Raw genomic sequence first — 11908 nt, forward strand, 5'->3', positions numbered from 1 at the left:
GAGATTCTAGCGAGCCTTGATGAAAAAAGAACGATCGTTCGTTTTTTTGATGCCTGTGAGGTGCGCAACTGTTGGGTGCGCATCAAATTACCTCAACGCCGAGGCTCTCGGGTGACGATGGCCAATGGCACCAACACCGGGGCCAACACGATGTAGTACAGCAGCAGCACGCCGTCGGTGCCCACCGTCAAGGGAGTCAGCATTTTTTCAGCGGCGGCGTCCGCACGCGATTGGTCCGCCGTGATTTCCACCGAGTAGACCTGGTTCAGCGGCTCGAGTTGGCGGCCTTCTCGCAAAGTGCCGCGCATATAACGCTTGCCGACGATATCGCCGGCCAATACCAAGGATTGCACGTGCTCGGTGTCGGGCACAAAACCCAAGGCGGTGGCCGCATCGCGCTCAGCCATGGTGAGTTCACCCTCCAGGGTGAGGCGATAACGGCCCGTCACCTGCGCTTGTTCGTCCACATGAAGGCTCGAGATAAAGCCTTTGATTTTGGGGTGAAGCGGCGACGCCAAGCTGGCCACCAACTGTGGAGGAGCGTCCAAAATGTAGTGGTGGTCGCGCCCGATGAAGACGAAGTTCTTGTTGTCCCTTGAGAGCAGCAGCGACGAAACCTTTTCGGTATAGATTTGCTGACGCGGGGGCTGTTTTGTTGCTGAGTCGGGGGCACCGGCGCAGCCGGCTGTCAACGCGGCCATGCCGCTGCCCGCGAGGCCCAGCAGGCTGAGCTTGGCACTCGTGGCAATGAGAAGTCGGCGTCGGTGCAGGGGCAGGGTGGAGAGCATGTCGTCAGCGAGTCCGGAACTTGAAAATGCACGGGCAGGGCAGCCGGGCGGCACCCGTATCTGTGCAGCGTAGCAGGGCAGACTGACGCGCAGTCGCTTTGTCGCTGATTCTAGAGTTGTGGTCCCAATCCGTCAGGGCGGCGATTGGGTGGGCAAAGTCTGGCGGATAGGGTGTTGGCAAAGGTTGGCGTGCTGAAGAGGGCGCCGTGGCGCCTGTGCGCAGCCCAGCACCCGTGCTATCGTCGTCGCATCATTCTGAGGCAGTAGAAATCATGAGTTACAGCATTGATTTGTCGGGCCGCGTGGCCCTGGTGACAGGCGCTTCCAGTGGCCTGGGTTCGCAGTTTGCCAAGACCTTGGCACAGGCCGGTGCCTGTGTGGTGCTGGCCGGACGCCGCATTGAGCGGCTCAAGACCTTGCGCAGTGAAATTGAAGGCCAAGGTGGCGATGCGCATGTGGTGGCCCTGGACGTAACGGACCTGGACAGCATCAAGTCCGCTGTGGCCCATGCTGAAACCGAAGTGGGTACCTTGGACATCTTGGTCAACAACTCGGGCGTCAGCACCACGCAAAAGCTGGTGGATGTCGGGCCCGATGATTACGACTATGTGATGGACACCAATGCGCGGGGTGCTTTTTTTGTCGCACAGGAAGTGGGCAAGCGCATGTTGGCGCGTGCGCAGGGAGCAGCGCCCGGCACTTTCATTGGCGGGCGTATTGTCAACATTGCTTCCATGGCGGGCCTGCGCGTGTTGAGCCAGATCGGTGTGTACTCGATGAGCAAAGCCAGCGTCATCCACATGACCCGCGCCATGGCTTTGGAGTGGGGCAAGTACGGCATCAACGTCAACGCCATCTGTCCTGGCTATATTGACACTGAAATTAACCATCATCACTGGGGCACGCCACAGGGCCAGAAGTTGATCGATCTATTGCCCCGTAAACGAGTGGGGCAGCCGCGCGATTTGGATACGTCCTTGTTGATGCTGTGCGCGAACGAGAGCCACTTCATCAACGGTGCGGTGATTCAGGCCGACGACGGCTTTGGTGTGTGAGCCTCTGATGACTTTGCGAACCCTGAGCGCGCTGGAGGCGCGCGTGTTGGCGGTGTTGGTGGAAAAGCAAGCCACGGTGCCTGACAGTTACCCCTTGTCCTTGAATGCCTTGACCCTGGGCTGCAACCAGAAGACCGCCCGCGAGCCGGTGATGGCCGCCAGCGAGGCCGATGTGTTGGGCGCCTTGGAGGAGTTGAAGGCGATGCATCTGGTCAGCCCTGTCAGCGGCAACCGGGTGGTGCGCTATGAACACAATGGCGCGCGAGCCCTGGGTGTGCCCGGCGCCGCCCTGGCCTTGCTGACTTTGTTGATGCTGCGCGGCCCGCAAACGGCGGCTGAGTTGCGCCAGAACACCGAGCGGCTGCACCGCTTTGCCGATGTGTCGTCGGTGGAAGGTTTTCTTGAAGAACTGGCCGAGCGCACGCCGCCATTTGCTATCAAACTGGCGCGTGCCCCGGGCGCGCGTGAACCGCGCTGGGCCCATCTGCTGTGTGGCGAGGTGGCGGCGCAGGCTGAGGCCTCGGCCCACGCACCCGCTGCCGCGCGGGATGAGGACTACGCCTTTTTGCGCGCCGAGCAACAGCGCCTTGGCGCTGAGGTTGAGCAGCTCAAGGCGTTGGTGCTGCGCATGGCGAGTGAGTTGGGCATCAGCATGACCCCATGACCGGGTGACCGCAGAGGTCTTACTGGTCTTGCTGACGGCCTTTATTTGAAGCTGTACTTCGCGCTCAAGTAGCCAAAGCGCCCGCGTGGATCGGTGTAGCTCGGGTCATAGCCTGAGATGAAGAAGTAGGCTTGATTGGAATAAGGCGGCGGGGTGTCAAGCACGTTCTTGACGCCTGCGCGCAGGGTCAAGGACGGGGTGGCCTCCCAACTCCCCGACAAATCCCACAGTGAATAGGCCTTGACGTTGTTGGCGCCCACCACCAGGCCGGTGGTGGTGTCGATGGCTGAGTTCTGGTCGGTGTAGCCGCTGGAGTAAGTGTTGGCCAGCATCACGCTCCAGGCATCTTTTTGCCAGTCGAGGGTTAGGCGATGCCGCCAGCGTTGCACCACCCCGTTCGTTACGAACTTGCCCAGGTCGCTGACGAAGTCGTCGCCAAATCCCGTTTGCTTCTTGGACGCGAGCGTGAGGGTACCGACGAGTTTGCTGCCAAATCGACCCCACGCGGTATCCCAGCCTTTGAAGTCGATCGTGACATCCAGGCCTGACGCATTCTGGCGCCCGCGGTTTTCTTTGCGAAGTTCGATGTAGCAAATGCTGGTATCGCTGGCGTCGTAGTCGCAACCGCTGAGGCCGGGCTCGTTGTAGCGGTGGATCAGTGCGCTGTACTTGGCGGGGTTGGCCAGGATCACGTCGTCGCCGATGGTGCTGATCAGGTCGGATTTTTCAATATTCCAATAGTCCAGCCCCAGGCTCAGCAGCGGGTACGGGGCGTAGACGGCACCCAACGCAAATTGCTTTGATTTTTCGGGCTTGAGTTGGGCGTTGGAATAGGTGCGGGTGGTCCAGTAGTCGGCGCAGGTGGCCAGGTCGTTGCCGTTTTCTCTCATGCACACGGGATCGGGCAAGGCCGCGGTCTGGCCGGTCTTGACGGACCGGTACATATCATTCAGAGAGGGGGCTCTGAAGCCGGTGCCGGCGGAGGCGCGCAAGACCAGTTCAGCGCTGGGGGCGTAGCGCAGGCTGACTTTCGGGTTGGTCGTGCCGCCCACCACGTCGTAGTGATCGTGGCGCAGCGCGGCCTGCAACTCCAGGGCCTGGGTGATCGGCACAACGACCTCGCCAAACAGAGCCCACACCTTGCGGCTGTCATTGTTGAACTGCGCGTCACCTGGTGTTGGGTCACCCAGGATATTGTCGGACATCAGCAAGTCTGACGCTGCTGATTTGCCGGCCTCCCGGCGGATTTCTCCGCCCACTGCAACCGCGATATCACGTCCATCCCATTGACCAACGACGCGGCTGGCTTTGATGTCCAGTGCGTCCAGGGTGCCGGTGGCGTTGCGCACTTCTTGGTTCAGTTGGTTGTCGTGCAAAAAGGCCAAGCCCGCAGCAGACTGTGCGCCAAACGGAGTGATCAGGCCGCTGGCAATGGCGGCCATGGTTTTGTCGTAGAGCAGGTAGCCGGCAAGGTCTCGGTCAGCCACCTTGTCCACGCTGTGGTTATAGGCCAGGTCGTAGTCCCAGCCTGCCGCCATGCCCTTGAGGCCCAGGAGGAATCGGCTGCCTGTGCTGGTGAGTTCGCTGGTGCGCCGGCCAGCGTCCAGCAAGCGGGTGCGAACCGTGATGCTGTGGTCGTCAGGCAAGGCGTCCGCCAGTCCGGTCGCGGCCAGTGCGGGAATCATGGACACATCGAGCGAGCCGGTGATGCGGCTGGAGGTGCCGGTGTAAAAGCTCTTGGCCTGGGTCAACGACACCTCGGCGAACAGCTCTTGCCCACCGCCCAGGGCCAGCACGCCGCGCCCGAAAAAGTTAATTTTGTCGGTCTTGGGGTAAAGCTCCAGATCGCGCATGTAGTCGTAGGTGCAGGCGCTTTCACCGCCGATGCCAGCGGGCAAATACAGCGTGTGGGGCGGGTTGCAAGCGGGCGCGCTCAGGTTGATCAACCGACTGGAGATAACTTGACCGTTGATCATGAAATTTTGGGACTGCAGGTAATCCCGTTGCGCGCTGCTCAGCCGGATATTGCTCGGAAAGCCGTAGGACGAAAGCAGATGCGGCAGCCGTTCAGGAATGTGCAGGTCGCCAATGAACTTGCGCTGCTCGGTGGACAGCGCATCGGTGTGTTGAAGATCGAGCACCCCGAAGACATTGAATTTGTCTCGGGCGATGTCGCCAAACCCGCCCGCCAGCGACAGCGTACGCTTGCCCGCGCCGCCCTCTTGGGTGGTACCGGCGTAGACCTCGACTTCGGCCCCTTGAAAATCTTTGCGGGTGATGAAGTTCACCACGCCGCCAATGGCGTCGGCGCCGTAGATGGCGGAGGCGCCGTCCAACAGGACTTCCACGCGTTGAATGGCTGCTGCGGGGATGCTGTTCAAGTCGACCCCCGAGTCATCGCCGGGCGAGGCGAAATTGGCCATTCGACGGCCATTCAACAGCACCAGGGTGGACGAGGTGCCCAGGCCTCGCAGATTGGCCGAGTTGAAGCCCACCTGATCCTTGAATCCCCCGGTGCCGATGCTGACGCCATCGGTCAGGCTGTTGCTGTTAGCACTGAGCATGGCGATCAACTCCGCGGCCGTGGTGATGCCGGCTTTGGTCATGTCCGCCCGCGTGATCACCTGCACGGGCAACGCGCCCTCCGACTCGATGCGCTTGATGGCGGAGCCGGTGATCTCCACCCGTTCCAGAGTCTTGGGCGCAGCCCCGGCATCCTGCGCAATGGCGAGGTCACCGTAAAGCGCGCACAAGGACAAGACAGCGGAGCTGACAAGCCGGCGCGAAAGTCGGTAAGAAATGCGCACCTGACGGAGACCACTTTGACGATTTTTGGGGATCATGAGGCTTCCTGTGGCGGGGTGAGTGTGCGGCGGGGCACTTGTTTGGATGGCACAGTGCGGCGCTTCCGGACGCGCCAATACACCTTGAATGTTGCGCGACCATGTGCGAGCTTTGCTCAAGGTGCAGGGTAGCTATTTCAGGTACGGCGCAGGGGGCATCGTGGTATCCGCGCATCCTTGTAACTAGGGGGGGCTGATTGGGGCGTGGCAGGCGGACGTCGGCTACCATCCACAAGGAGGGGCGGCATGAGTTCAAACCAAACGCCGATGACCCGCCCGTATTTATCCAAATTTCAGAGACGGCCTTTGCGCCGCCCGTTCATGAAGAAAGCGCCGCGCTCGCCAATGTTCAGTTTGAGGAATTGCCTGTTGGGGCTGGGCATTGCGGGTTCGCTGTGGGCGGCGGTCACGGTTCAGGCCGCCGATACGGTGTTGGGTTCGCAGGCGCCTTATGGCGGGGCAAGTGGCCCCGTGCTGACCCCGACAAATCCCAAGACCGGGACTTGGACGGTGATTCGGGGCGCCACATCGACGGCGGCCAAACCTGCCACTGCAGCCACGGCCACACCCTCATCAAGTGCCAGTGCGCCGACACCTGCGCCTGCTCCTGCATCACTTGGGGCGTTGCCCGCGGGCGGCTCGGTTGGTGATCCCTTGGCGATCAAAGGCTTTGCCGTCGCTATCGGCGGCGCCTTGAAGTCTGACAACGATGAGGTCTGGGGCCGCCTTGTCACCCTGGCCGGCGGTAAAGGGGCGCGTTTTGTGGTGTTCAGCACTGCGTCTGAAGACCCGGAGACGAGCGCACGTCAAACCATCGAGCTTTTGCAGCGGCGCGGCGCCGTGGCCGAGGCGCTGCCCGTGGCGCCCAAGTTCAGCTGGGTCGACCTTAACAAGGTGGTGCGCGACCCCGCCTTGATCAACAAGATCAAGAATGCCCGGGGCGTGTTTTTCACGGGTGGCGCCCAGGAGCGCATCGTGGATGTGCTGGCACCCGGGGGGAACGCCACGCCCATGTTGGAGGCGATCTGGGACGTGTACCGGCGCGGTGGCGTGGTGGCCGGCACGTCGGCCGGCGCCGCCATCATGAGCGCGGTGATGTTTCGTGATGCACCCAGCGTCATCAATATCATGAAAGGCAAATGGGTGGAGGGCCGGCAGATCGACCGGGGCCTGGGCTTTGTCGGGCCGGATCTGTTTGTTGACCAGCATTTTCTGAAACGCGGCCGTTTCGGGCGGATGATTCCGCTCATGATGGCCAAGGGCTACAAGTTGGGTCTGGGGGTCGACGAAAACACCGCCGCCATCATGCATGGGGACGAGGTGGAAGTCATTGGTGGCAAGGGCGCGTTGCTGGTCGACCTGAACGAGGTCAAGACCGATCCGACCCTGGGCGCGTTCAATGTGACCAACGCCCGCCTGAGCTATCTAGACCACGGCGACCGATTCAATCTCAAGACACGTGTTACCACGCCGTCGGCCGTTAAGTTGCGCGGCGACAAACTCGATGCCAATGCCGCTGATTTCAAGCCGTATTACACCGAGGAGTTGTTCCACCTCGACATGCTGGGCGACTCCACCATCTCCAACGCGATGAGCTACTTGATTGACAGCAACCGCAACGAGGTGCGCGGCCTGACCTTTGATGTGTTGCCCAAGCCGGGGGACCCGGTGGCCGAGCTGGGCTTCTTGTTTCGCCTGTACAAAGGCCGCGGTAGCTACGGCTGGAGCACCGACGAGCTGGGGGGCGAAGAGTACACCGTGATCAATGTCTATCTGGATATCACGCCTGTGCGCATGCCGCAGCCGATTTATGGCCCATGGACTGGTCCGGTGGGTCATGTGGGACCCGCTGGCAGCGCTGCCGAGCGGGGTGATGGGCCTCAGTGATGACGGCTCAGCGATGACGCTGCAATGAAGGGCCTCAACAGGCCCGTTCACCAAGGCGATTTATTCAACGTTGTCAGCGCTTGTGGCGGCGTTCAATTGCGCGGTGAGGCTGGCAACCTGGGCCTTCAAAGCTTTGTTTTCTTCGGTCAATTCTTGCACGGTGCTTTGTAGCAGTTTGACCTGGGCTTCGCGGTTGCGTTGATCGCGCTCTTCGGCGCTCAGGGGCTCGGCGGCCTTGGGGTCACCTGTACTATTTTCGTCATCGGGTGCAGCATCGCCAGCCAACTCCGCGCGACGGCCTGACTTGCCTTCGCGCACGCGTTTGGCGGCTTGCTGCAATTCTTTTTTACCGCCCGCTACGGCTGCCTTTTGTTCTTCTTCCGGCAGGCTGGCCACGGTGGCTGCGGCGTTGATGGAAATGGTGCCTGCCTTGACTGCTTCCACCAATTCGGGCGTTGCGCTCTTCTGGATTTTTTCGATTTGTACCACGGTGTTCGCGCTGATGCGTGCTGCCTTGGCAATGGCTTCCCGGGTGTTGAGCCGATCCGGCGGCGTCACCGGGGCCTGGGCATCGGCAAGAGGCTGTTCGGCGCTGGCACCGCTGTTGCCGCTGTGTTCGGAATGCTCGGCAGGTGCGGCGGGCAAGGTCCGTGTGGCAACGATTTCTTTTTTGCGCAGCGCCAACACGCCGCGCTGGAAGTCGGACACGCTGCGGCGCCCCAGATGTTGGTCGATCATCCACAGATGCACGTCATCCATGGACTTGAACCGCGTGTTCTGCACGGTCTGAAATGGAATGCCGTGCTTGCTGCAAATGCCGTAGCGGTTGTGGCCGTCCACCAAAACATCGCCCCACAGCACCAAGGCATCTCGGCAGCCTTCGGCGAGGATGCTGCGCTCCAGCGCCTGATGCTCTTCAGGTGTCAGTGGGTCGATGTAGGCGCGCAGTTCTTCATTGACGGTGATGGTGGGGAGGTTCATGGCTGGCAATGCAAATGCAAAAAGGAGGCGGGGAGGGGCGGGATTATGCGGGAGTGGAATTTTGGCCGCCTGAGGGAAGCGAAAAGTGCGGCGCCTGAGACAATGCGCCCATGAGTGCTGAAACTTCTCGCCCCGAGGGCTTTATTCGTGTTCAGGCCGCCTTGCAGGCGAGCCAACATCCCCATGCGCCGATTTGGCTTGACGTTACGGCACGCACCTCGCAAGAGGCAGCTGAGGCGCTGGGCGTGAGCGTCGGGCAAATCGCCAAGTCGGTGGTATTCCGGCGCAAGCTTGATGGTGTCGCTGTGATGGTGATTGCGCCAGGTGACAGGCGTGTAGATGAGAAAAAACTCAGCCTGCACACCGGGCCCCTTGGGCGTGCCGATGCCGAGTTCGTCAAAGCCAACACGGGATTTTCAATCGGCGGCGTTTCACCCTTGGGGTTTGCCCCTCAAGCCGGCTTGTCCCGGCCGGTGGTCTATGTGGATCGTGAGTTATTTCGGTTTGAGGTGATCTGGGCCGCGGCTGGCCACCCTCACGGGGTTTTTCAGATGACACCCGAACAATTGGCGGCATTGACCGACGCACCGGTGATCGAGGTGGCGCAAGCATGAGTCAGCCTTTTTTACCCAACGTGCCGGCCGTGTCCAGCGTGCCGAGTCCGTGCACCAATGTCTGCAAAATGCATGAGGCCACGGGTTGGTGTCAGGGTTGTGCCCGCACTATTCCTGAAATCACCATCTGGTCCAAGGCCGACGATGCCACGCGCCGCTCCATCCTGGCTCAATTGCCAACCCGGCGTGAGGTCCTGCTGGATCAAGGCGTCTTCACAGCAGCAACGGCGGCTGATATCTCGGGGCCTTGACGGCGCCGACCCTGCCGATCGTGCTTAGCGCGGGCGGCAGACCCCTTTCCGCTCAACGGGTTGCCGCTGACGAGCCACGTTCAACGCCACACTAGGAGGCTTTGCCATGAAACACCTGCGTTTTTATTTTGACCCCATCTCCCCGTATGCGGCCCTGGCTTTCGAGCGTTTGCCCGAGGCCTTGCAGGGCTGCAGCTACAGCGTCGAGTACCGCCCCATTCTGTTTGCTGCCTTGCTGCACGCCATCGGCCAAAAAGGGCCCGCTGAAATCGAGAGTAAGCGCCAGTGGACTTTCCGGCAGATTGCCTGGACGGCGCACAAACTGGGTATTCCGCTGCAAGTACCGGCCTCGCACCCCTTCAATCCCTTGCCCTTGTTGCGCTTGGCCTGGGCCTGCGCGCCGGTTGGTGGCACGCCCAATCGGCTGACCGTCGAAACGATCTTTCGACATGTCTGGCAGGGCGAGGGCGCGGACGCCAATGCCGAGCCGCGTTTGCAGGCCTTGCAGGAAGTGCTCGAGCCGCAACGCGACCCCGCCAGCGAAGCGGTGAAAGAAGACCTGCGTACCGCCACCGAAGCGGCCTTGAACGCGGGCGTCTTCGGGGTGCCCACCATTGAGGTGGATGGCCGCATGTTCTGGGGTCAGGATTCGCTCGACATGTTGGCTGCCTATCTGCGTGGCGACCCGTGGTTTGAACAAGGTGAATGGGAAGCCGCAGCCCGGCCGCGCCCCGGTGTACGCAGAGGTACGCATTGATTTGTTGAAGTGCGCAGGCGAGTGACATCGCTACCCTAAGGCTTACCCTTGTTGGTTTGAAAATTTCACATCAAGAAATTTCAACCTAGGGTTGCAGCCCATTTTGTCAGCCAGCATTCAGCGCGACGTCAGAGTTAGGTCAGAGCAGGGCGCCATAGTTGCGGACAAGGGCCATCGGTCGATGGTTCTCAAGCAGATTACGGAGACTTCTCAACATGGCAACTGCAAGCGCAGTGTCCACCAACACGCCCATGACCACCGAGGAGAAGAAGGTCATCTTCGCCTCCTCGCTGGGCACCGTGTTCGAGTGGTACGACTTCTACCTCTACGGTTCCTTGGCGCCTATCATCGCCAAGCAATTCTTCAGTCAATTGGATCCGCAGGCGGCGTTCATCGCCTCGCTGCTGGCCTTTGCCGCGGGCTTCATCGTGCGTCCTTTTGGCGCGCTGGTGTTCGGTCGCCTTGGCGACATGATTGGCCGCAAGTACACCTTCTTGGTGACGATCCTGATCATGGGCTTGTCCACCTTCATCGTGGGTGTCTTGCCGGGGTCGGCCACGATTGGTGCTGCAGCGCCGGTTATCTTGATCGGCCTGCGCATGCTGCAGGGCTTGGCGCTTGGCGGTGAGTACGGCGGTGCTGCCACCTATGTGGCTGAGCATGCTCCCGCTGGCAAGCGCGGTGCCTACACCTCCTGGATTCAAACCACGGCGACGCTGGGCCTGTTCCTGTCGCTGATGGTGATTCTGGGTACCCGCAGCGCGATCGGTGAAGCCGCCTTCGCGGATTGGGGCTGGCGCGTGCCGTTCATCGTCTCCATCCTCTTGCTGGGCATCAGCGTGTGGATTCGTCTGAGCATGAACGAATCGCCCGCTTTCCAGAAGATGAAGGCCGAGGGCAAGACGTCCAAGGCGCCGCTGTCCGAGTCTTTCGGTCAATGGAAGAACCTGAAGATCGTCATGCTGGCGCTGTTCGGCGTGGTCGCCGGCCAGGGTGTGGTGTGGTACACGGGCCAGTTCTACGCGCTGTTCTTCTTGACCAGCGTGCTGAAGGTGGACTCGGGCACGGCCAACATCCTGATTGCAGTCTCGCTGCTGATTGGCACGCCGTTCTTCGTGATCTTCGGCACTCTGTCTGACAAGATCGGCCGCAAGCCCATCATCATGGCGGGCCTGCTGCTGGCCATCGTCACCTACTTCCCGCTGTTCAAGGCTTTGACCAACGCGGCCAACCCGGATCTGGCTCAAGCGCAAGCGACCTCGCAGATCACGCTGACAGTGGACACCAACACTTGCTCGTTCCAAGGCAGCCCGGTGGCCAAGGAAGTGGACTTCACCAGCTCTTGCGACATCGCCAAGCGTGCGCTGGCGCAATCGTCCGCCAGTTACGAGACGGTGTCCGGCCCCGTGGGTTCGGTGGCTGTGATCAAGATTGGCGACAAGGTGATCAATGGCTTGAACGCCACCAAGCTCAACGACTACAAGTTTGACGACGCGTCGGTCAAGGGCATTGCCGCCTTCCGTAAAGAGTTGGCTGAAGGGCTGAAATCGGCCGGCTACCCCAGCAAGGCTGATCCTGCCAAGGTGAACAAACCGATGGTGGTGGCAATCCTGGCGGTGCTGGTGCTGTACGTGACTATGGTTTACGGCCCGATTGCTGCGATGCTGGTGGAGATGTTCCCGACCCGCATCCGCTACACCTCGATGAGCTTGCCTTACCACATCGGCAACGGCTGGTTCGGTGGTTTGCTGCCCTCGATCACCTTTGCGATGGTGGCGCAGAACGGCAATATCTATCACGGTCTCTGGTACCCGATTGGCGTGGCCGCCATGACCTTGGTGATTGGTCTGTTGTTCGTGCGTGAAACCAAGGATGTGAACATCTACGCGCACGACTGATGCTCAGCATCCCATGAAAAGGGCGTCCCGATGGACGCCCTTTTTTTGCGGTGCGCCCGGCAGGGCGCACCCACTCGGAGGTGAAAGTCCTCTACTCGCCCGGCAAGGGGAAGAGTTAGCCAAAGGCAAGGGTTTCGCGGGTGACTGCGAGTCTGAAGGAAGCCGGAGGG

At 61.0% G+C, this 11908-nt stretch carries 10 protein-coding genes; 7 read left to right on the top strand and 3 right to left on the bottom strand.

The features are described 5' to 3' along the window. Positions 1-92 precede the first annotated feature (92 nt). A complete protein-coding gene (locus tag PRZ01_RS01780; RefSeq protein WP_273595022.1) occupies positions 93-788 on the bottom strand; it encodes a hypothetical protein in 696 nt (231 codons plus the stop codon). Positions 789-1060: 272 nt separating this feature from the next. On the opposite strand from PRZ01_RS01780, the gene PRZ01_RS01785 reads away from it, so the two are divergent. Then, on the top strand, positions 1061-1843 hold the full coding sequence (locus PRZ01_RS01785; protein WP_273595023.1) for an SDR family oxidoreductase: 783 nt from the start codon (positions 1061-1063) through the stop codon (positions 1841-1843). A 7-nt stretch (positions 1844-1850) separates the two neighbouring features. Further along, on the top strand, positions 1851-2507 hold the full coding sequence (locus PRZ01_RS01790) for a YceH family protein (protein ID WP_273595024.1): 657 nt from the start codon (positions 1851-1853) through the stop codon (positions 2505-2507). 41 nt (positions 2508-2548) lie between these two features. On the opposite strand, the gene PRZ01_RS01795 is transcribed toward PRZ01_RS01790, so the two are convergent. After that, on the bottom strand, positions 2549-5350 hold the full coding sequence (locus tag PRZ01_RS01795; protein ID WP_273595025.1) for a TonB-dependent receptor: 2802 nt from the start codon (positions 5348-5350) through the stop codon (positions 2549-2551). 321 nt (positions 5351-5671) lie between these two features. On the opposite strand from PRZ01_RS01795, the gene PRZ01_RS01800 reads away from it, so the two are divergent. After that, positions 5672-7237 carry a cyanophycinase gene (locus tag PRZ01_RS01800; RefSeq protein WP_273595026.1) on the top strand — a complete coding sequence of 522 codons (1566 nt, stop codon included), beginning with the start codon at positions 5672-5674 and terminating at the stop codon, positions 7235-7237. A gap of 60 nt (positions 7238-7297) precedes the next feature. Here the strand turns inward: PRZ01_RS01800 and PRZ01_RS01805 are convergent, their stop codons facing one another. Beyond that, positions 7298-8218 carry a plasmid replication/partition related protein gene (locus PRZ01_RS01805; RefSeq protein ID WP_273595027.1) on the bottom strand — a complete coding sequence of 307 codons (921 nt, stop codon included), beginning with the start codon at positions 8216-8218 and terminating at the stop codon, positions 7298-7300. Between the two features lie 110 nt (positions 8219-8328). Here PRZ01_RS01805 and PRZ01_RS01810 point away from each other — a divergent pair, with 110 nt between their 5' ends. The 4 genes from PRZ01_RS01810 (at position 8329) to PRZ01_RS01825 (ending at position 11738) form a co-directional block, all read left to right on the top strand. Next, on the top strand, positions 8329-8832 hold the full coding sequence (locus PRZ01_RS01810) for a YbaK/EbsC family protein (protein ID WP_273595028.1): 504 nt from the start codon (positions 8329-8331) through the stop codon (positions 8830-8832). Beyond that, positions 8829-9083, top strand: coding sequence for a DUF1289 domain-containing protein (locus tag PRZ01_RS01815; RefSeq protein WP_273595029.1), 255 nt, complete (start codon positions 8829-8831; stop codon positions 9081-9083). The genes PRZ01_RS01810 and PRZ01_RS01815 overlap by 4 nt, the downstream gene beginning before the upstream one ends. 106 nt (positions 9084-9189) lie before the next feature. Then, positions 9190-9840 (top strand): 2-hydroxychromene-2-carboxylate isomerase, encoded by a 651-nt coding sequence (locus PRZ01_RS01820; RefSeq protein WP_273595030.1) that lies wholly within the window; start codon positions 9190-9192, stop codon positions 9838-9840. 215 nt (positions 9841-10055) lie between these two features. After that, the gene (locus PRZ01_RS01825; protein WP_273595031.1) at positions 10056-11738 is read left to right on the top strand and encodes an MFS transporter; all 1683 of its coding nucleotides are present in this window, start codon (positions 10056-10058) and stop codon (positions 11736-11738) included. Positions 11739-11908: the final 170 nt, after the last annotated feature.

The sequence above is a fragment of the Roseateles koreensis genome, from assembly GCF_028595305.1.
Taxonomy (GTDB): Bacteria; Pseudomonadota; Gammaproteobacteria; order Burkholderiales; family Burkholderiaceae_C; genus Paucibacter_A; species Paucibacter_A koreensis.

What these genes read in the sequence shown, in the direction of transcription:
- PRZ01_RS01780 (WP_273595022.1), bottom strand. Translation starts at nt 788, where the DNA reads ATGCTCTCCACCCTGCCCCTGCACCGACGCCGACTTCTCATTGCCACG.
- PRZ01_RS01785 (WP_273595023.1), top strand. Translation starts at nt 1,061, where the DNA reads ATGAGTTACAGCATTGATTTGTCGGGCCGCGTGGCCCTGGTGACAGGC.
- PRZ01_RS01790 (WP_273595024.1), top strand. Translation starts at nt 1,851, where the DNA reads ATGACTTTGCGAACCCTGAGCGCGCTGGAGGCGCGCGTGTTGGCGGTG.
- PRZ01_RS01795 (WP_273595025.1), bottom strand. Translation starts at nt 5,350, where the DNA reads ATGATCCCCAAAAATCGTCAAAGTGGTCTCCGTCAGGTGCGCATTTCT.
- PRZ01_RS01800 (WP_273595026.1), top strand. Translation starts at nt 5,672, where the DNA reads ATGAAGAAAGCGCCGCGCTCGCCAATGTTCAGTTTGAGGAATTGCCTG.
- PRZ01_RS01805 (WP_273595027.1), bottom strand. Translation starts at nt 8,218, where the DNA reads ATGAACCTCCCCACCATCACCGTCAATGAAGAACTGCGCGCCTACATC.
- PRZ01_RS01810 (WP_273595028.1), top strand. Translation starts at nt 8,329, where the DNA reads ATGAGTGCTGAAACTTCTCGCCCCGAGGGCTTTATTCGTGTTCAGGCC.
- PRZ01_RS01815 (WP_273595029.1), top strand. Translation starts at nt 8,829, where the DNA reads ATGAGTCAGCCTTTTTTACCCAACGTGCCGGCCGTGTCCAGCGTGCCG.
- PRZ01_RS01820 (WP_273595030.1), top strand. Translation starts at nt 9,190, where the DNA reads ATGAAACACCTGCGTTTTTATTTTGACCCCATCTCCCCGTATGCGGCC.
- PRZ01_RS01825 (WP_273595031.1), top strand. Translation starts at nt 10,056, where the DNA reads ATGGCAACTGCAAGCGCAGTGTCCACCAACACGCCCATGACCACCGAG.